Annotated in this window: 19 protein-coding genes; 7 read left to right on the top strand and 12 right to left on the bottom strand. The window is 63.9% G+C overall.

From position 1 onward, the window contains the following. Positions 1–30 precede the first annotated feature (30 nt). From BN1233_RS03685 to BN1233_RS03635, 11 genes are all read right to left on the bottom strand, one after another. On the bottom strand, positions 31–402 hold the full coding sequence (locus tag BN1233_RS03685) for a YybH family protein (protein ID WP_052763686.1): 372 nt from the start codon (positions 400–402) through the stop codon (positions 31–33). 470 nt (positions 403–872) lie between these two features. Beyond that, on the bottom strand, positions 873–1,292 hold the full coding sequence (locus BN1233_RS03680; RefSeq protein ID WP_046862043.1) for a hypothetical protein: 420 nt from the start codon (positions 1,290–1,292) through the stop codon (positions 873–875). A gap of 618 nt (positions 1,293–1,910) precedes the next feature. Beyond that, complete coding sequence (locus BN1233_RS03675) at positions 1,911–2,375, bottom strand: YbhB/YbcL family Raf kinase inhibitor-like protein (protein WP_046862042.1); 465 nt, start codon at positions 2,373–2,375, stop codon at positions 1,911–1,913. 28 nt (positions 2,376–2,403) lie between these two features. Further along, positions 2,404–3,090 (bottom strand): hypothetical protein, encoded by a 687-nt coding sequence (locus BN1233_RS03670; protein ID WP_063776677.1) that lies wholly within the window; start codon positions 3,088–3,090, stop codon positions 2,404–2,406. 260 nt (positions 3,091–3,350) lie between these two features. Then, positions 3,351–3,641: a hypothetical protein gene (locus BN1233_RS03665; RefSeq protein ID WP_046862041.1), complete on the bottom strand. Its 291-nt coding sequence runs from the start codon at positions 3,639–3,641 to the stop codon at positions 3,351–3,353. A 93-nt stretch (positions 3,642–3,734) separates the two neighbouring features. Next, positions 3,735–5,468 (bottom strand): C1 family peptidase, encoded by a 1,734-nt coding sequence (locus BN1233_RS03660; RefSeq protein ID WP_425311677.1) that lies wholly within the window; start codon positions 5,466–5,468, stop codon positions 3,735–3,737. Positions 5,469–5,900: 432 nt separating this feature from the next. Then, entirely contained in the window at positions 5,901–6,191 is a 291-nt protein-coding gene (locus tag BN1233_RS03655) for a hypothetical protein (protein WP_048708828.1), read from the bottom strand. Positions 6,192–6,488: 297 nt separating this feature from the next. After that, positions 6,489–6,851, bottom strand: a complete 363-nt coding sequence (locus BN1233_RS03650; RefSeq protein WP_425311673.1) for a hypothetical protein — start codon at positions 6,849–6,851, stop codon at positions 6,489–6,491. 32 nt (positions 6,852–6,883) lie between these two features. Further along, entirely contained in the window at positions 6,884–7,507 is a 624-nt protein-coding gene (locus BN1233_RS03645; RefSeq protein ID WP_046862040.1) for a PRC-barrel domain-containing protein, read from the bottom strand. Positions 7,508–7,629: 122 nt separating this feature from the next. Next, the gene (locus tag BN1233_RS03640; protein WP_046862039.1) at positions 7,630–7,938 is read right to left on the bottom strand and encodes a hypothetical protein; all 309 of its coding nucleotides are present in this window, start codon (positions 7,936–7,938) and stop codon (positions 7,630–7,632) included. A gap of 327 nt (positions 7,939–8,265) precedes the next feature. Then, positions 8,266–8,580 (bottom strand): DUF6894 family protein, encoded by a 315-nt coding sequence (locus BN1233_RS03635; RefSeq protein ID WP_048708809.1) that lies wholly within the window; start codon positions 8,578–8,580, stop codon positions 8,266–8,268. 407 nt (positions 8,581–8,987) lie between these two features. Between BN1233_RS03635 and corA the strand changes: the two genes are divergently transcribed. The 5 genes from corA (at position 8,988) to BN1233_RS03610 (ending at position 16,497) form a co-directional block, all read left to right on the top strand. Continuing rightward, entirely contained in the window at positions 8,988–10,001 is a 1,014-nt protein-coding gene (gene corA / locus BN1233_RS03630) for a magnesium/cobalt transporter CorA (RefSeq protein ID WP_046862038.1), read from the top strand. A gap of 632 nt (positions 10,002–10,633) precedes the next feature. Continuing rightward, positions 10,634–11,500: a YihY/virulence factor BrkB family protein gene (locus BN1233_RS03625; protein WP_046862037.1), complete on the top strand. Its 867-nt coding sequence runs from the start codon at positions 10,634–10,636 to the stop codon at positions 11,498–11,500. Next, positions 11,478–12,338, top strand: coding sequence for an alpha/beta hydrolase (locus tag BN1233_RS03620; protein ID WP_147706943.1), 861 nt, complete (start codon positions 11,478–11,480; stop codon positions 12,336–12,338). The genes BN1233_RS03625 and BN1233_RS03620 overlap by 23 nt, the downstream gene beginning before the upstream one ends. A gap of 439 nt (positions 12,339–12,777) precedes the next feature. Further along, complete coding sequence (locus BN1233_RS03615; RefSeq protein ID WP_046862036.1) at positions 12,778–13,752, top strand: TAXI family TRAP transporter solute-binding subunit; 975 nt, start codon at positions 12,778–12,780, stop codon at positions 13,750–13,752. Positions 13,753–13,821: 69 nt separating this feature from the next. Further along, a complete protein-coding gene (locus tag BN1233_RS03610; RefSeq protein ID WP_048708814.1) occupies positions 13,822–16,497 on the top strand; it encodes a TRAP transporter permease in 2,676 nt (891 codons plus the stop codon). A gap of 168 nt (positions 16,498–16,665) precedes the next feature. On the opposite strand, the gene BN1233_RS03605 is transcribed toward BN1233_RS03610, so the two are convergent. After that, complete coding sequence (locus BN1233_RS03605) at positions 16,666–17,490, bottom strand: beta-keto acid cleavage family enzyme (RefSeq protein ID WP_046862454.1); 825 nt, start codon at positions 17,488–17,490, stop codon at positions 16,666–16,668. Between the two features lie 198 nt (positions 17,491–17,688). On the opposite strand from BN1233_RS03605, the gene BN1233_RS44100 reads away from it, so the two are divergent. Together BN1233_RS44100 and BN1233_RS03595 are read left to right on the top strand one after the other, a co-directional pair. Beyond that, positions 17,689–19,614: an OmpA family protein gene (locus BN1233_RS44100; RefSeq protein WP_063776679.1), complete on the top strand. Its 1,926-nt coding sequence runs from the start codon at positions 17,689–17,691 to the stop codon at positions 19,612–19,614. A gap of 149 nt (positions 19,615–19,763) precedes the next feature. Continuing rightward, positions 19,764–20,225 carry an opioid growth factor receptor-related protein gene (locus BN1233_RS03595; protein WP_046862034.1) on the top strand — a complete coding sequence of 154 codons (462 nt, stop codon included), beginning with the start codon at positions 19,764–19,766 and terminating at the stop codon, positions 20,223–20,225. Positions 20,226–20,251 lie beyond the last annotated feature (26 nt).

Raw genomic sequence — 20,251 nt, 5'->3', positions numbered from 1 at the left:
CGTCCGACCCGCGATTTCGCCTCGACCGGATCAGTTGAAGGTGTGCAGCCTCAGCTTGAGCGAGCCGTCGCCTTGACGCTCAAAGACATGAGTCGCAAAACCACCCAAGGATTGCGGGCTGCCATCCGTCCCCTCACCGGCAGCGCTCCAGCGGGCAGTACCATAGACGAACCTGCCGTCGCCACCCGTCTCGATCATGTCGAGTCTGTGGTTGGTCACTCCGCTTTGGAACAGGCTGGCGAAGAACCGCTCAATCTCCGCCGTGCCGGACACGACGGAATGGGTCGGCGGGAGCAGTTTGGCATCCGGGAGATAGGTGCCAGCGAGAGCGGCTGCATCGCCTTTGTTGAAGCATTCATCCCACGCCAGATAGGCTTTGGCCACGTCGTCAGTCGGGTGCATCGAGTCCCTCCCTCTCGACAGGTGGCAGAGCTTAGCACGGATTGCGCGAGGACTCGACCGAAACTGCGTCGGCTGGGGTTTGCATTTTAGAGGTCTATCCCCTGCCCCACCCATGACGGGACGCCCAGTGAGACGCCAGCCCGTGTTCTGCACTATCTCCCGGCTCCATCCGCCATCTTGGCGTGCAAAACGCGGTCAAGACAGCCATCGCGGCGATTTTCAGAGCCATCCGGCATGGCGAACCTCCTCGGGTGCCGCAATCACTGCGCTATGATGAGTCCATCACCCTTAAGGCTCTCCGGCAGTTCCATTGCGCTCTGGAAATCAGCTTGGCTGGATCGAGCGTCGCCACAGTTTCGGATGTGCAGGACCTTTGGCCCGACCATCAGGTCGGCTCAGACCAGGATCAAGGCGACGCACTTCCAAGGGTGCGGGTCCAAGAACCCGCACCCTTGGACAGATCGGATAAGTTACTGCACGCATTCCACGAGCACACGGGACTGGGTCCGGTAGTCGTACACGGTCCGGCAGGTCCGGCCGCTGATCGTCTGAACCTCATGTGGAGCAGCGTAGGGGAACGGTGAGTTTGGCGTTCCGGACTTCGCGGTTCCAACAGATCCAGTCGTCTCCACAGCCATCATGCGGCGGCTGGGATGCATATGCATGATGCTGGCTGTGGTCACAGGCTCTACACATGCCACAGGTACCCGTGACTGGGTCCGGTAGTCGTACACCGTCCGGCAAGCCCGACCATTGATCATCTGAATCTCGTGAGGCGCAGCGTAGGGGAAGGGCGAATTTGGTGTTCCGGACAGCGGCTGCGCTCCGGCAGCCCCCACGGTGCCGAGCGCCATGAGACCGGCGCCAGCAAAGACGGCAAGGAACTTCATAGTTTTCTCTCCATTGCTCTACGGAATATTCGGCCGGCCACGCGCAGGCCACACAGAGCCTAAACGCGCCCCAAAATATTGTTCTCCGACCCTTCGCCGCACGGCAACGAGAACAGCACAGAAGACTCGTCGAGCTACACTATTGATATAGCTTGACCTTACTTGCCGAAAATCAGCAACATCGGTTTCGCAGTACAAGCAAAGCAGGGCATAAACACCAACATCATCTGTGACAAAGATTACCTTGGCCGACGCCATGAAAGGCACTCGATACAAGCCCGGTTGGACGCTCTCCGCTATGGCGCTCGCGAGGAGCGAATCCAAGCCGCGCCAGTGCAGGACCGGAAGTGTCGCGCTATGACCCAGTATTCTGCAGAAACTCAGGCAGGTGCTTGCATTTCGATGTAGAGCCAACACCCCTCACCCGGCTGCTTCGCAGCCGACCTCTCCCATAAGGGCGAGGTGATGTGTAGGTCGCGCCGTCTTCACCTGGCCCTTCGATGGGAGAAGTCCGTTGCGCAAGCCAGGTGAAGATGGGAGCGCCACGTTCACAAGCGTAGTGCAACACTGCGCTCGATAGAAACGCACTCCCTCACGTCACACATGACCTGCAGCATGTCAGCGCTCGAAGGTCCCGACCGTCTCCGCCTCGGCGATGATGTGCGGTCGTGCGGCCTGCCAGATCTCCAGCACCTTGGACCCTTTCGGGACATCGAGATGTTCGACGTTTAGCGCCGCAAGCTTGAAGTGATAGTGGTGCGGGCCATGTCCCTCCGGAGGCTGCGGACCGTCGTAGCGGTGGTTGCCGAAATCGTTGACGCCGTGCTTCAGACCTGAGGCTTCCGCGCCGGAGCCGGCATTCTCGTCGAGTTGCGTCCGATCTGCCGGAATGTCGTAGATCGCCCAGTGACGGAAGGTGCCTCGCGGCGCATCCGGATCCTCGACGATCAGTGCGTAGCTTCTCGTCTCCGGCGGCGCATCACGCCAATCCAGAGACGGCGAGGCATTGCCGCCGAGCCGGCTGTATTTGGGAGGGATCGGCTGGCCGTTCGGGAAGGCAGGGCTGCTCAGTGAGAAAACCATTGGTTCCTCCTGCCGGGAATCGCCGCATTCAGCGGGCGAGATGGTCCATTCTTGCGGTCTCGACGACGGGTGATCGCGGCGGCACAGTTCGCTGGTAATCATCGTCCAGACGCCAGTCTCCGGCATAAGCCGCCGTCGAGGCGCTGCGGCTGCGCCGGAACTGGGCACGCTCCTCGGGCGCGTATTTCGTCAGGCGTCCTGGTCCCTTGAGAATCCGCAGCAGCGTGTCGGTCACGACGCCATAGATAAGATGGGCGACAAGGCCCCGCGCATGAGCCTGCCAGGGATACTGGCTCGGACGTGCGGAAAGGCCACTTGCGGCATTGGCGAATTCGTCCTGCATCAGGAACATGCCCAAGCCGAAGAGAGCGCCACGCCCGACGCCGAGTCCCGGAACGCGATCCTGCAGGGCGCCATAAAGAGCACCCGGCGCGATGCCGAATATGTAGTGCATGGCAATGCCTGCCGGATGCGGCTGAGGGGGCGACAGCTCGGTGCCGACGGCATGCGCGCCCCTGTTCGCCATGACGTGGGCAGGATCCAGTCCGCCGGGGCGGACACGCTGCGTGCGCCGCCGCGCTTCGGTGGCTTCGTGGTTGTACATGTACCAGTCGACCTGCTCCATGACCCAGACGGCAATCCCGCCGGCTACGGCGCCTTTCAGGATATCGGCCAGGACGCTGTCGCGCTCATCCATTCCGCGATATTCCGCCATCTCGGGCTCCTCTTCGTCCGATAGCGGTCGAACGAGCCGGCCATGACTTGGTTCCGGTGGAGTTCTGTTCCGAACGACCGTCGTGTGACCGGACGAATACAGCTTCGTTCATCGGATACGCGTCGATGTAATCGGCGAGTGACTGGGCTTCACCCACTCTCATGCCCTCCTTGTCATCGCGAGCACAGCGAAGCGATCCAGGTCACCGCCTCAGAATGGATAGCCTCCCCTCCAGCTCGAAAGGACGGAACAACACGCCCTCAACCTTGGCAGCGAAATACTGTGACCTTGTGTACGCCGAGCTCGAAGGTTCGTGTCGGACATCCCGGCTCCTTCGATGGAGCGACTATCGGCGCTTGCCGCGCTGGTGCGCGATCGGTGTAGATCATCACCCGCGGCTTCCAGAAGGGCGAGCATTCGTCAAGATTAGTTTCTGCGATGCCGATCGTCGGCACGCCTCCCGCGAAGTGGTCGTAGCAGGCCGCCGCCGGATGCGCGCTCGCGAGGAGCAGGAAACCGGCCAGCACGGTACCAATGGCTTCGCACCTCATGGCTGCCTCGCAGGCCTTGCGTTTCGCCAAGGCCAAGCATGCCACAGATTTCGGGTGTTGCCTTGCGAAATATCAATGCCGGCGAGCGATCTCTCAATATCCGGTCAGCTCGTCGGCTGTCGGCGGCAACGGCACCCTCCTGCCGAGAATGCGCGACATGATCGTCGTGAGCGTCACGGGGTCGTTGTCGAAGCCGCCATGGGTTCGCGACGCAGTGCCACTCCGCGGGCCGGAATAGGCGATGTCGATCTTCGCGCCGGACGGCATCTTGTCTGCATAAATCTGCATTCCCGCAAGAGGAGTACCGGGCACATCCTCGTAAGCACGCGACACGAGATAGAGGAGCGAGCGGCTGTAGGTCGGCAACACAGGAATATTGGCCGATACGGTATCGGCTTCCTCGAGTTCATCGGTCAGGTTGTAGAGATAGATCTTGTCCTGCAGCTTCATCGCGCCTCGTCCCGTGAGATAAGGGCCATAGTGCTCCTTGAAGAAATCCACCGTGCAGGCCGGCGCCATCAGATGGATGCTGCCGAGGTCGAGCTCGCGAATCTTGAACCGGCCGAGCGCTGACAGCAGGCGGCCAAGCACGACGGCGCCTGCGCTGTGTCCGACGAGATGCAGCTTCGGCCGCTTCGCCGCCCGGTCGAGTCCGTCGAACAGCGGCATCAAGCCACGAAAGCCCCCATCATAATCCGGTTGCCCCCCGAAGGCGGCCTGCGCGTCCTGCTTCATGTTCCGCCACGCATAGGAGCCGATTTCGCGGCCGAAGCCGGCTTCGAACAGCCAATCCGTGAGGCGCCCGCCGGCGCGACCGACCACAGGGGATTCGGACAATTGGCCGAAGACCTCGTCGATGAAACCGGAGCCCCACATGAGGTGGAAATTGTAGAGGCGGTTGCGCCCGAAAATGTCGTTCCGCTTCCAGGTCGCGATCCGTTCGGCTTCGGCGCCGAGCGTGTTGAGTCCGCCATGCGAATAGATCACGAGATGGTCGTACCCCTTGCCGTCGTTGGCGTCCGGCAGGGTGATACGTTGCACGGTCTCCTGCATTTCGAGCGGATTGGGCGACCCGTATTTGCCGTCGGTGACAAGGCGGCCGTCATCGATGTTGACGAAATGCCCGATGATGTCGCCGCGGTTGGGTTCGCGGAAGCCGAACAGGCCCGTGGCGCTCGACGGCGTCGCGCGTGGAACCGCTCCGAAGGCGTCAGGGGCACGAACGCCGAGCTGCAGGACCCAGGCATCCATGACCGTCGCGGCCCAGTCGCCGTAGGACCAATGCGCGACGCCGTTCGCACCCCAGGTGGGTCCCCAGGAATTCAGGATCCAGAAGCCCTTGTCGTCATATCCGACGATCGCGAAGGCATGGCCGCCCGCCGGTTCGCCGCCCGGCTCGATACGCCCGTCCTTCGGAGACTCCCAGTTCGAATGAATCTGGGCCGACGCATAGATGATGCCGATTTCGTTGAGCGCGGCATGATAATCGCTGAGGTCGGGCTCCAGGCGAAAATAGGCGCCGAGCCGTGTTTCGCGCGCTTCTTTCGCCATGGCATAGGTCAGCGCCCAGTGCGTCACGCCCGGCGCATCCGGGGCGGTTTCCTCGCTGCAGACGCCATTGCGAAAGAAACCCTTGATGGCGCCCCTGATACTCGATCCCTCATAGGCGCTGCCGGACCATTCGTCGTTGCGCTTTGCCATCTCGTAGAGCATGCGCGCGCTCACGCGTCGCGGAGAATCGGCGCTGATCTCGCGAGAAAGCAGAAAATCGACGACATGGGCCAGGGAATATCCCGTGCAGCTCGAATCCTCACCCTGATTGCGCACCGGAAACGCGATGCGCGGATAGATGCCTGGCTCCAGCGCGCGCAGGTGCGGCTGATAGAGGCGATCGCGGATGTCCGGCATGTCCGGCAGGATGTCGAGCCTGTGCTTGCCGATCCTGGAGGGCCGTGCCGCGAAGGCGCGGTTGCTGATCCGGATCGACTTCCCTTCTCCCACCGAGCGCCCGATCGCATCCGTGGGAATCCTCTGATTCACCGGCTGGTCGATGACGTGCGCCTCGGCCGTCGTTCGCGGCGTCTTGTCCTGCTTCGTGGACTTGCCCGCACGCGAGCCTTGCCTCGGCGATTTCTGCGCGCGCCTCGCCATATCCGCCTCCCCGTTTCAGCAGCGTTATTCAGGGACTTAGGCTGCGGGATTCCGGGCCGGGAAGGAAGAGGCGTTTTCGATAGGCAATGCCGAAGTACGCGGCGAAACTTAGTTGCCGCGTTCGACATCCGTTTGCCGGCAGACATAGCCTATGAAGCATTGCGGCGTGTCCGCCGTTGGGACCCAGGTCGGCTCGGTCGTCTCGGCCCGCATGCAGAAGGCAGGACTGATTACGTAGCGATCATAGGTGATCGGCCCGGTGCGCAACACGATGGCGCCCTGCGACGCGACGAGCGCATGGGCTTGTTGACACGACATGGTCAGGGTGGAGGGGCCGACTTGCGCGAGAGCCGGGGTGCAGAAGGCTATGAGGTAGGCAGCGAGAGGGAGTACTATCAAGCACGGTGGTTCACCCCTCACCCGCCCTTTCGGGGCGACCTCTCTCACAAGGGGAGAGGTGATGTGCTGCAGCGCCGAAGTCTCCACCTCTCCTTCGATGTGAGAGGTCGGCTGCGAAAGCAGCCGGGTGAGGGTGGCGGCGCTACGCCTGCAAGCACAGCGTGTTGCTGCCCTCAACAGAAAAATCGCGGTGTTTCCCCCCTCACCCGCGCGCTGTCGCGCGCGACCTCTCCCTTCACGGGAGAGGTGAAGAGGTGGCAGCGCGAGGTCCGGCATCATGCCGCTCCAACTCGAAGGTCAGAACTTCCAGATTCCGAGCACCAGTATGAGGCCGACAGCCAGGATGAAGCTGACGAAAAGCACCGGGAAGCCGCCGCTTCTGTACTCCATGACGCCAGTCATCCGTGCACCATGTCTCCAACGCTCGATCGTCTCCAGCTGGCGCGCCAGCGCGATCTGGAAAGTGCTGGGCGGGTGCCCGGCGGCTTCATCGTCTGTCCCGAGCGGGGACAAAGCCGGATCAAAGACGTCGTTCTTGTCGCCGGTGAGACCGCTGTCAATATCGGCCTTGAGCATCGCTGCAGTCGGGCGGTCCGAGTCCGGCGGAGGAGCCATCGGCTTAATGGTATAGGTTGGGGGCACGTCGAAGCGGGGAGCCAATCCACCCTCCTGTGCACGAGCCGGTCACGCGATCATTGCCGCCCATTGTAGCGGAAAGCGGGCGCCTGTTCGAGCTGCGCCTTCGTGAGGCGCACCATGGCCTGCTTCGGAGCTTCGTCCGGATCCACCACCTGAACAGTTGCCCGCTCGGTCGCGCCTGTCGTCACGGGACCGGTCTGCGGGTTGACCTGTCCGCCCTCCCGCTCGTTCGAGGCCTGCAGGGCATCGGTGCTCACCCGTGCACCGGGCATGTGTTCAGCCCCGCCAGAGGCACGCGGCGGGGGCGCTTCGGAAGGCTTCAGGCTCGCGCTGGGAGAGGCGACGTCCGAAACTTCGCCGGTGTTCCACAGGATCGTATCGAACGGCACCGCGACGCTCTTCTCCCCGATTCCCAGGAACCCTCCGACCCCAATCACGGCGGCCCGGGCCTTGCCCTCCCGGTCCACCAGCACCTCCTCGATCTCGCCGATCCTGTTGTGATCGAGGCCGATAACGCTCACACCGACCAGCTTCGAGAGCCGCAAGGCGGTTTGGGGGACCCCGTTCCGGACGTTCGCATCGGGTGCAGCGGCCGGCGCCTGCCCGCTCTGAGCGACAGCAGGGCCGAGCGGGAGAGCCATCGTGAGGAGAGCAAGAGCGAAGGGAAGTTTCGGCATCGCATCCTCCTGGCGTATCCCGCCGGTCGAGAAACAGATGCCACGACAACGACCGACACGGCCCCCGGTTCAGGTGTCATGGACGTCTCGCTCTCGCGGGAGCGCATGCGGAACGGCCGGGCTCAGCAACGGTCCTGCTTGAGAACCAGCAGACGATGCGCGGCCATTCCTGCCGGAGTCGATGGCGCGAACCGCCGATCCAGCGCCCGGATCTGTGACAGCTGCAGGTCGAGGAGGACGCGCAAGGTCCCGATCTGCGTCTGCAAGATACGGGCTTCCTGGAGGAGATCGGGAGACTTCGAGGGAACAGCACGCATGGCGGCAATCAGCACCCGCATGGTTAATCTTTGATGAAGATCGACCTCGGCCCGAGCGCTACTCCGAAACGTGCCGGGCAAGCAGAAGGCGGGGCGCCGGTACATCCGCGGCATCCCCGCCCTCCGTCAGCCTGCCCGGATTGCCGGCAGGCAGAGTCTGCTTTGCGATGGTCCGGCCAGATCACCGAGGAGACACCCGATCTTCCACCCGGCGCGCCCCGGAGCCCAGTTCGCCAAAGGAAGCGCTGAGCAAGCTCGGCCTACCACTTTCAGCGCAACTCGCACGGCTTGCGATCAGACCGTGCACGAACCCGTGACGAAGGAGACCGGTGGCTGCACACATCCGGTCGAGGCGCTCGAGTCGGGATTGTGTTCCGATATGGACCCTGAGAAGTCGGGCCCGGGACTTCCGTGCTGCAGCCGGCCGGCTTTCTCTTGGGATTACATGAGCGAGATTCGTTTTCGCTCGTTCTCCCAGACGGAGAGGTCGCTGAGATTAATCGACAACAGCGTGGTTCCCGAAGCATCGGCCACGTCGATTCGCCAATCCTTCCACTCGGCGGCAGAATCAGGGCTCTCCCGACGGAACTCATGGATGGCCTTGAGGGCCTCTCTGCGAGCTTCCTCGAGATCGGTCGCCTCGACGCCGACGTGATCCGGGATGATGTCGTTTCCATCCACCAGATGGAAGTAGTAGCGCTTCACGATACCGATCTTGCCCTTCTGGTCTGCAATGATTCCGGGCGGCGCGAGCATTTCCGATACCGAAGCTCCCATCCATGCGCCCGCAACGGGCACCCCGGCCAAATCTGAATAATGCATACACGACTAATTATATCTGCCTCAAGAAAGCCTCGATTTCAACCCGTTTCCGTCACCTTGCATACACCACCAGCTCCGAGGCCGTCACGAGCAACTACAGTGCCACAATTCGCCTGAGGACGATTGCAGAACCGTGCATCCATGGGATGAGGGCGAAATCACCCATTTGGCGAAACTCGAACCGCTCGAGATCGTTCCCGGCTCCAACCAATCGAGCTCTTCGATTCACCGGGGCGCACCGCGTGAGGCATGCGAAGCCGTGACATGCCCGCCGAGAGAGTTGCCTGCATGAACAGGACGTCGGGTCCGGCAACGCCGGGCGGCTATCGGCGTTATCGTTCATGGCACCGACGCTCAGGCTCGTTTCTCCGTCACCGGGACATGAACCCGGAGTGGTCGCGGCAGCAGTCTATTCGGGCGGGCGGCGCACGGCCGATATTACTGTCGACCAGGCTGGTGAATGGTCGCGCAGGCCAGGCCATGTGGTCTGGATCGGGCTTCACGAGCCCGAGCTCGATTTGCTGAGGCGCCTTCAGGCGGCGTTCGGCCTGCACGAACTCGCCATCGAAGATGCACTCAAGGCCCACCAGCGCCCCAAGCTCGAACAGTACGGGGAGGCCCTCTTCGTCGTGACGCGGACGGCCCAGATGGTCGAGGGTCGCATCTCCTTCGGCGAGACGCACCTGTTCGTCGGGCGCGGCTACGTGGTCTCGGTCCGTCACGGCGCATCGACCACCTACACGCCGGTGCGGGAGCGCTGCGAGGCGTCGCCGACCGCGCTGTCGGCCGGAGAGGATTATATCCTCTATGCAATCCTGGATTTCGTGGTCGACAATTACATACCGGTCCTCGAGGCGATCCAGATGCAGGTCGAGAAGATCGAAGACAATATCCTGGCCGCCAGCGCGACGCAGGCCGAGGTCACCCGTCTCTACCAGCTCCGGCGCGACCTGCTGCGTCTTCGCAACGCGGCCGTGCCTCTCGTCGAGGTGTGCCGGCGGCTCGAGCAGCCAGGCCTGCCGGGGATCGATCCCGCAATGCAGCCCCTCTTCCGTGACGTTTCCGACCATATCCGCAGGGTCCAGGAAGAGATCGAGTCCCTGCGGGAAGTCCTCGCCTTCGCATTCGAGACCAGTCTGATGACCGGACAGGCGCAGCAGACCGAGATCACCCGCCAGCTCGCGGCCTGGGCGGCCATTCTCGCCGTCCCGACCGCAATCGCAGGTATCTACGGCATGAACTTCCAATTCATGCCGGAGCTGAGCTGGCGCTATGGATACTACGTCCTCCTGGGCATCATGGCTTTCATCTGCGGCACCCTCTACTGGTGCTTCCACCGAAACGGCTGGCTGTGAAGGCGGCTTTCCTGGTGTTCTCCCAATCAAGCCAGCGCAACGACGCAGTCGAAACGCGCCCGCATACAGTATTCGCGGCCGAAGCCCGTCAACGGATCCTTTACTCCGCGTGCGTCAAATCACGTCATCGCCGGCCACGATGGCCTATGAAGGATATTGTCGGTCCCAGGAGGGACAGCCGATGACCATTCTCGATCCGCGAACAGGGCAGACCGTCACGATCACGCTGCCGATCAGGCCGCGCCTCGCGCAGACGAGCCGAGCAACACACGAAACGATCGGCTGACGCGTCCTGGTTTGCGGCGCCCGTGCCGGCTGCTCTCGAATAACGCAGCGTTTCCCCCTCACCCGGACGCTCTGCATCCGACCTCTCCCGCTAGGGGAGAGACGAAGAGCGGGCCGCGCCGCCTGACCTCTCCCTTCGATGGGAAAGGCCGACCCTCGAAGGGCGGTGGGTGAGGGTGGCGGCGCCAACGTCGCAAGTACTGCACATCAATGCGCCTGACTGAAGCGCACGCCGCCAGCAACTCTTTCCGACTGAAAAATTCATCTGCACGGCAGCCGAGTGGGAATGGCAGCGCTACATGGGAACGCATGCGCCCATCGTGTCACTGCAACCAACTGGGTAGGCCATGCTGACGGAATTCTGGCGGCTGCTGCGGGAGGCGTCGCTCGGATGGTGGAACGATCGCGCCATGAGCCTTGGTGCGGCGATCGCCTTCTTTACGACCTTCTCCCTTGCGCCGATGCTCCTCGCCACCATCGCCGTCGCGGGACTCGCCTTCGGACGGGAGGCGGCGCAGGGCGCGATCGTAACCGAACTCGGAGGGCTCGTGGGCGGCACATCGGCCTCCATGCTCGAGCAGATGCTCGCCAGCGCCCGCAATGTCGAGTCGGGAATCATCGGGACGACGGTGGGAGTGCTGACATTCCTGGTTCTCGTGACCGGCGCCATCATTGAGCTGCAGGACGATCTCAACATCATCTGGAAGGTGAAGTTCCCGGAAGGTGGCGGCTTCTCGGAGTTCATCCGGGCTCGCATCCTGAGCATGGTTCTGGTTCTCGGCTTCGGATTCCTTCTTCTCGTCTCGCTCGTCATCGACGCGGGATTGTCGGCACTCAGCGCCTATCTCGAGGCGGCCTTCACGGGTGCAGCCACGATTCTCGCGATCCTCAACAGCATCGTCGGATTCGGAATCTCGGTGCTCCTCTTTGCGATGATCTTCAAGATTCTGCCGCAGGTGGACCTCACATGGCGCGACGTCGCGATGGGCGCGGTCGTGACAGGCGTCCTGTTCACGATCGGCAAATTCCTGATCGGGTGGTATCTCGGGCGAAGCAATCTCGCATCGGCCTATGGCGCAGCGGCCTCGCTCATCACGATCATGCTCTGGGTCTATTACTCCTCTCTCATCCTTCTCCTCGGCGCCGAGTTCACCAAGGTCTTCGCGGAAAGTCGCGGAAGCCGGAGGATGAATGCTCGCCCGGCTCCGGAGTAGTTCCCGCACTTCAGTTCACACCATGTGGATCGTCTATCTCCTCCTCGGCATTCCTCTCGCCTATGCGGGACTGATTTCGGTACTCTCGCTCGGGCAGACGAGAATGCTGTTCCCGGCCCACGTCGTCGGCGGCGAAAGACCCGCTCTCCCACGCGACGCCGAACGTCTCGAGGTCGAGACGCAGGACGGCATTCGCCTCGCGGGCGTGAGGCTGCGGCCAAGTCGAGTTTCCGGCATTCAACCCCTCATTCTGGGATTCGGTGGAAACGCGTGGAATGCGGAAACGGCGGCACTCTACCTGCGCGGTGTCTTTCCGGAATACGAGATCGTCACATTTCACTATCGGGGTTATGCGCCGAGTGGTGGACGGCCGAGCGCGCAGGCAATGCTGGAGGATTCGCTCACCCTCTTCGATTTCCTTCAGCGCGATCGTCCGCCCGGAATCGTCGCGGTCGGCTTCAGCATCGGGAGCGGCGCGGCAGCCTATCTCGCGCGACATCGTCCGATCTCCGGCGCGGTCCTGGTGACGCCGTTCGACTCGCTCGAGGCTCTCGCGCGCGATCATTTCCCGTGGGCGCCCGTCCGGTTGCTGCTACAGCACCGTATGCCGACGATCGACTTCCTGCGCGAGGCCTCGGTGCCAATTGCTATCCTCGCGGCGGGCCGCGACACGGTCGTGCCGCCGTCCCGCACGGAGCCGCTGCGCAGCGCAAGCCGGAACCTGGTTTTCGATCGCACATTGGATGATGCTGGTCATAACGACCTTTATGATCACCCTGAATTTCGAGGACTCATGCGTGAAGCGCTGATGCAGGTCGAGGCGGCGCATTCTCCGTAGAAGACTGTATTCTAAGACAAACTGGACTTCTCCTTAGGCTCGCAATGACGGAAGCGCGCCTGAAGTTCATTCCCTCTTCGTCATGGCGAGCCCAAGGAGAAATCCAAAAGCGCATCCGTCGAGGGGTAGATTGCTTCGCCTGCGGCTCGCAATGACGGAAGTGCGGCGGAAAGGGCTGTGCGCGCCGCCTCCGGCTCGCCATGACGGCAGTGCAATGGAAGGGGCTGTACCCTCCTGGCATAGCGCCCGATTGCCATCAGGCGAGGGGCGCAAGAGCCAAGCCCTCATCACGGCAAGAGCCACCTTACATCCGGCAACTGGACAAACTGGGCTGTTCCCCCGATGGTTGCGCATCGACGATCTCCGGCCCACCGGGGGCAGTCGGAATAGATCGGGGAAAACCGGCCATCGTGCCGGAACAGTCCAAGGAGGAGTCTTGATGAAGCGTTCTGGTTTGCTCGCGACGACCGTCTCGATCGGCATCGCCCTTCTCACGGCAGGTGCCGCGCAGGCGCAGCAGAAATTCGTCACGATCGGAACGGGCGGCGTCACGGGCGTCTATTACGCGGTCGGCGGCGCCGTATGCCGCCTCGTGAACAAGGATCGCAAGAGTCACGGCATCCGTTGCTCGGTGGAATCGACCGGCGGTTCCGCCTTCAACGTGAACACGATCCGCGCGGGTGAGCTCGATTTCGGGTTGGCTCAGTCCGACGTGCAATACAATTCTCTCAAAGGCCTTGCCGCCTTCAAGGAGAGCGGCTCGTTCAATGAGTTGCGCACCGTGTTCTCGGTCCACCCGGAGCCATTCACGGTTCTGGCCCGCAAGGAGGCCAACGTCACGAAGTTCCAGGAGCTCAAGGGCAAGCGCGTGAATGTCGGCAATCCGGGCTCCGGCACCCGGGCCTCCATGGAGCAGTTGCTTGGGGCACTGGGCTGGAAACTGGCTGACTTCTCCCTCGCCTCGGAGCTCAAGGCGGACGAGCACGGCCCCGCCCTCTGCGACAACAAGATCGACGCCTTCTTCTACGGTGTCGGCCATCCTTCCGCGAACATCCAAGATCCGACGACCACCTGCGGGGCGAAGCTCGTCTCGATCACGGGTCCGGACGTCGACAAGCTCGTCGCCGACAACCCCTACTACGCAAAGGCCACAATTCCCGGGAAGCTCTACGCCGGCAACCCGGACCCGACCGAAACCTACGGTGTACTCGCCACGATGGTGACCTCGGCGAAGGTGTCTGACGAGACCGTCTATCAGGTCGTTAAAGCGGTGTTCGAGAACTTCAACGAGTTCAAGTCGCTGCACCCGGCCTTCGCGAATCTCGAGCCCACGAAGATGATCAAGGACGGGAACTCGGCCCCGATGCATCCCGGCGCAGCCAAGTACTACAAGGAAAAGGGCTGGATCCAGTAAGCAGCCTGCCAACAGGGCGGCCCACAGGCCGCCCTGCGCCATGCCGGATACCGGATAAGGAGCTGCGCGATGACCACGCACGCGGATCGCTTCGCGAAGCAACCGGGATATACGCCCGCTGCGCCAGATCAGAAGGCACCGCTCGCCCGGTCCGCCGAGCTCGAGCAACTCGTCGCTGAGGCGGATACCGGCGGCCGCAAGCCGACCGGAGCACTCGCAACCGCACTCACCGGTGTCGCAATCGCCTGGTCGCTCTTCCAGCTCTGGTATGCGTCGCCGCTGCCGTTCATCTTCGGCTTCGGCATCCTCAACGACACCGAGGCACGCGCGATCCATCTCGGCTTCGGTCTCCTCCTCGCGTTCACTGCCTACCCGGCCTTCGGCTCCTCGCCCCGCAGCTATATCCCTGCAGCCGATTGGGTACTGGCGGTGCTCGGCGCCTTCGCTGGCGCCTATCTGTTCCTGTTCTACCGCGAGCTCGCGACTCGTCCAGGCCAGCCGATCATGATAGATCTCGTCACTGCAGGGATCGGCATCATTCTGCTGCTCGAGGCGACGCGCCGGACACTCGGGCTCCCGATGGTGGTCGTTGCCTGCGTTTTCATCTTCTATACCTTTGCGGGGCCCTACATGCCCGACGTGCTTCAGCACAAGGGCGCCTCGATGCAGAAATTTCTGCAACATCAATGGCTCACGACGGAGGGCGTGTTTGGAATCGCGCTCGGCGTCTCGACGAGCTTCGTGTTCCTCTTCGTCCTGTTCGGGACGCTGCTCGACAAGGCCGGCGCCGGCAACTGGATGATGCAGATCTCGATCGCCCTGCTCGGCCATCTGCGTGGCGGACCCGCGAAAGTCGCGGTCGTGTCGTCGGCGCTGAACGGCGTCGTCTCAGGCTCCTCGGTCTCGAACGTGGTCTCGGGCGGCATCTTCACGATCCCGCTGATGAAACGCACCGGGCTATCGGGTGTGAAGGCCGGCGCCATCGAGGCTGCCTCCTCGATCAACGGTCAGATCATGCCGCCGGTCATGGGCGCCGCGGCCTTCCTGATGGTGGAGTATGTCGGGATCCCCTATTCCGAGATCGTGAAGCATGCCTTCCTGCCGGCGGTCGCGTCCTATGTGGCGCTCCTCTACATCGTGCATCTCGAGGCGCTGAAGATCGATTCCAAGCCGATCCCGCGCGAGCCGATGCCGGCGCAGATGCGTTTCATGCGGACCGGTCTCGGACTCGCCGGATCAGTCATCGTGCTGTGTCTGCTCTATTACGGCGTGCAGGCTGCGCAGGCGGCTTTCGGCGCGGAAGCCCCGTGGATTCTCGCGATCGCGGGATTCGCTCTCTATCTCGGCACCGTGTGGTATTCGTCCCGGTATCCGGATCTCGAGCTCGACGACCCCAATGCGCCGATCGTGCAGCTGCCCCGCGCCTGGGATGTCACCCGGACGGGCCTCGATTTTCTCATCCCGATCGTGGTGCTCCTATGGTGCCTGATGGTGGAGGAGATGTCGCCGGGCCTGTCAGCCTTCTGGGCCACGGCCTCGATCATCGGCATCGTGGTGACGCGACGCCCGCTCCTCGCTCTCTTCCGCCGAGAGTCGATCGTGCCGGCGGCGCGCGGCGCGCTCGGTGATCTTACCGAGGGTCTCGCCCTCGGGGCCCGCAACATGATCGGCATCGCGATCGCAACGGCGACGGCCGGCATCGTGGTCGGCACCGTGACGCTCACCGGCCTCGGCCTGATGATGACGGAGTTCGTCGAGTTCATCTCCGGCGGCAACGTGATCGTGATGCTATTCATGGTCGGCGCCGTCAGCCTCGTCCTCGGCATGGGGATTCCGACGACCGCCAATTACATTCTCGTCGCGACGCTTATGGCGCCGGTCGTGGTCGAGCTCGGCGCGCAGGCGGGGCTTGCCATTCCCCTCATCGCCGTCCATCTCTTCGTGTTCTACTTCGGGATCATGGCGGATATCACGCCGCCGGTGGGATTGGCTGCCTTCGCAGCGGCCGCAATCTCGCGCGAAGATCCGATCGCTACGGGCCTGCAGGGCGGCTTCTACGCCCTGCGTACCGCCATTCTGCCCTTCGTGTTCATCTTCAATCCACAGATGCTGCTGATCGGTGTCGAGAGCTGGACGCAGCTTGCGGTCGTCATCATGGTTTCGATGTCGGCAATCCTACTCTTCTCCGCTGCGACGATGAACTGGTTCGCAACGCGAAGCCGCTTGTGGGAAAGCGCCGTACTGCTCGTCGCGTGCTTCGCCCTATTCCGCCCGGACTTCTTCCTCGATTTCGTGAACCCCGCGCACGTCGAGCTTCCTGCGCGCGAATTCCTCAACCAAGTCCAGCAGGCGCCGCCGGATCGGCGCATCGCTCTGGTCGTCGAAGGAATCAGCATCGAAGGGGACGACGTCCGCAAGACGATCAGCCTGCCGCTCGGCGATCCGAAGCCGACACCGCAGGAACGCCTGCGGGCAGCAGGCCTCACCGTTCTTGGCGCTGGAGACCAACTCACCATCACGAACGTGCAGTTCGGATCCTATGCCGAGCGGCTCGGCCTTGAGGCCGGCTACAAGATCAATGCCGTCTATCAGCCGAATCCCGATCGGCCCTCCGCGGTGTGGATCTATTTGCCCGCCCTCGCCCTCGCGGGACTAATCTGGTGGCTACAGCGGCGGCGCATGCCTTCCGTGCAGCGCACGTCCTCGCCGCGTCATCCGCAAGGGGCAGCGACGGAGACGGTGTAGCGTCTCCGGGCCCGCGCCCTCCCCGTCGTTGCGCTTGGGGCGAAGCGATCCCGCAGCGCATCCATCGAAGGGTAGATTGCTTCGCCTCCGGCTCGCAAGGACGGGTGTGTCGGAATGGGTTGTGCGTACGGCCTGCGGCTCGCAGTGACGGAGTGGATCCGGATGGTTTCACGCACGGACTGCTGCAAACAGAGCGCGCGCCTCGTCGGCCGTAGCGGTCGGAATGCCGAGCGCATGCGCAACTGACGCAAGCCCTACAACGAGTTCCGCATTGTCGGCCGCCAGAGCACCGTCGGGCCGGTGGAGATTGTTCTCGAAGCCGACGCGTGCATGGCCCCCCAGACAGGCGGCCGTCGTGGCGCAGGCAGCTTCACGCCGGCCGAAGGCGCAGAGGCTCCACGGCAGCGGCAGCGTCCAGCGAGCCAGCATCGGCAAGAGATCCTCGGGCGCGGATTGCTGGCCCCGGGTGTAGCGGCCGAGGACGAAGAGCACGCTCGCGCCGGAGGTCGGGATCACATCCCGGTCGACGAGCCCAATGAAACGGCTCACATCCTCGGCATCGTAGAGGATGTGCTGGACGAGCGTGCCGCGCCGGGCCTCCTCGGCGAGAAACGAAGCGGCAGGTCCCTCGGTCGCCTCGTCCGGGATGAGTTCGCGCACGGCGACCGAAAACGCCTCCGGCCGGAGCGTGCGCATCGCCGCCATCTGCTCGGCAGGCGTGAACCGTCCGACGGCTTCGGTCGTGACCTGGATGATCATCTCCTCCCCGGCCTCGTGCCGGACGGCCGCGATCGCTTCGCGATAGAGGTCCGGATCGATCGCATGCGCGCCGGTACTGTCCCGCACATGCAGATGGATCATCGCTGCGCCGGCCTCATGGCACCGCGCCGCCTCGCGTGCGATTTCGTCGGGCGTCATCGGCAGGGAGGGATGGTCGGACTTGCCGCGGCGGGCGCCGTTCGGGGCCACGGTGATCACGAGCGGCTGGAACATGACTTCAAGGCCTCCAGGGATTCGGGCCGGTCCGCGGCCGCCCGCGATCCATACTGCGCCAGCGGCCGCCCTGGGAACATCCGATACTGCGGATCCACGACGGCTGCCTCGTTTTCGCCTCATCGACGCAGCAGGCAGAGGAACGATCGCCCCAATGCGGAGTTTCTTCGCTTCCTGTGTTTTGTCAGTGCGTGGTTCATGATTTCCAGGCTCCTGCTTACATCTCTCCTCACCGGTACGGCCCTCGCCGCGCTGCCGCTGGTCACCTCCATTGGAACAGCAAGCCCGACGCCCTACACGGTCGCGCAGGCTCAGCCGCAGGGTGACGACGCGGAACGGCCCGAGCGGCGCCGGCCACGGGAGGGTGCCCGCGAGAGCGGGGGCGAGCGGCCCGCGGGCGCGGAACGGCGGGGCCCTCCGGAAGGAGCCGGGCGCGAGGAATCTGCCCCCCGCCGCGGAGTTCCTCCGGGAGCTCGCGAGGGCGAGCGGCCTCCAGCGGCAGAGCGTGGACGCGTTCCCGAAGGAGCGGGTCGCGAGGAGCCGGCACCGCGCCGCGCCGCGCCAGCCGCTCCCGAGACACGCGAGCGGCGCACGCAAGAGGAGCGAGCGCCGGCGGCTCCTCGCCCGACGCAGCGGGATGCGGAACCTGCGGAACGGTCCACGGCACCGCAACGGCCTGCCGCATCTCCGCAACGCACCCCCGCGGATGAGAGCCCGCCCGCGCCGCGGACGCCACCTGCGGCCCGGCCACCAGCAACTGCCGCGCCGGATGCGACCGAACGGACATCCGATCAGCCGCGGCGCGACGAGCGTCGCGATCGGGAAGAACGGCGCGACCGGGGCGAGCGCCGTGACCGGGATCAACAGCGCGAAGAGCATCGCGAGCAGGCTCCTCGACCGGAGCGGGAGGCCCCGCCTGCCCGCCCCACCGCACCGGCTCCGCAGGCACAGCCTCCGGCCTCACCGCCACCCGCCCGCAGCGAGCAGCCTGCACCTGCCCCACGGGCGCAGCCTACCGCGCCCACCCAGCCGGCTCCCGCGCAGGCACCGACTCCTGCTCCGGCAGCACCTGCTCCCGCCCCGCAGGCGACTCAGCCGACGCCGCAATTGCAGGCACCGGCCCAAGCACCGGCGCCTCGCCAGGAGCTACCCGGGCAGCTCGCTCCCTTGTCGGACCGCTTCGCGCCGGGCATCGAGACCGACCGCGGCGTGCGCGTGGACGAGTTGCGGTCGTTGCGGAGAGAGCGCGTCGAGGACGGCGGACGCCGCGTCATCATCGAGGAGCCGGGCAACCGCTTCATCGTGCGCGAGGATGGTCGCGAGTTCATCCGCCACGACGACACGCTTCGATTCCGCCGGTCCTACGAGGATGCCGACGTGCGCGTCGAGCGCCGTGGCGACGACGAGGTCACGGTTTTGCGGCGTCCGAACGGCGTCGAGATCGTCACCGTCCGCGACTCCTACGGCAACCTGATCCGGCGCGTACGGCGTGACCCGAGAGGCCAGGAGACGGTCCTGATCGAGAACGAGTATGGCGGACGCCCCCGCGACCGGCGCGTCTTCATGGAGGAGGTCGTCGAGCTTCCGCCGCCCAGGATCACCATTCCCCGCGACAAGTATATCGTCGAGGTCGAGCGGGCGTCGCCGGAGGATCTTTATGAAGCCTTCACGGCTCCCCCCGTCGAACGGATCGAGCGGCGCTACAATCTCGATGAAGTGCGCTACAGCAGGGCTGTGCGCGAGCGCGTCCGTCGCGTTGACGTCGATACGGTAACCTTCGATTCCGGCTCCTGGCAGTTGAGCCCTGATCAGGTCGGAGCTTTGCGGGGCGTTGCGGATGCGATCCGCCGAACGCTCGACCGCAGCCCCGACGACATCTTCCTGATCGAGGGCCACACGGACGCCGTCGGATCGGACGTCGATAACCTGACCTTGTCGGACCGGCGCGCGGAGACGGTTGCAACCATCCTGACGGAGCGGTTCCGCATCCCTGCGGAGAATCTCACCACGCAGGGCTATGGCGAGCAGTACCTCAAGGTCGACACGCAGGAGGCCGAACGGGAGAATCGCCGCGTGACCGTGCGAAACATCACACCACTGCTGCGTCAGCAGGCCCAGCAATGACGTGAGATTCTGCGTGCTGCAACGTGAATGCCGCTGCAGCACGCGCGTGAAGCCGAGATCCGACGCGGTGCCTTACGCGCGTCGCCACCGGGCATCGCGGCAGTCGCCAGCACGAGGTTCATTGGTATTGCCTGCCGGGAGATCGTTCGATGGCGTCGGAACTGGTCCGCTATCTCGCGGGTCGCGGGACGGATGCCCGGGGCCGAACGGCTGCAGACGTGATTGCTCTTTCGGATTGGGAACTGGAGAGGAGTCACGACTGGGTCCAGTGGCTCTTCCCGCTCCCGACTCGAAGTTCCGCAGTTCCCGGCTCGCCCATCTTGTCCGATGCGGATATCGCGGCCATCAAGTCCGACCCGGTGGCCATCGCGACGCTCGAACGCGCAGTCGACCGGATGATCACGTTCTATGAGAGGACGGATCACTGGCTGCAGCGCTATGACCACAACCATCTTCGGATCACCCGCATTCTCCAGAGCGTTTCGCTGTTGTTGGGACATTCCTCCGCGCGGGCCTTCCTTGACTGTGTGATGGCATTGCACGAGGCCGCCGGTGCGCCGGTCAACCCGACTTCGCTTCAGTATTGGCGAGATGCACTGAGAGCTCGCTGAGCGAGCGAACTCTCTCCCCTGACCGG

It is taken from the genome of Microvirga massiliensis, from assembly GCF_001006805.1.
In the GTDB taxonomy this organism is placed as follows: Bacteria; Pseudomonadota; Alphaproteobacteria; order Rhizobiales; family Beijerinckiaceae; genus Microvirga; species Microvirga massiliensis.
This window is presented reverse-complemented; position numbering and strand designations above follow the sequence as displayed.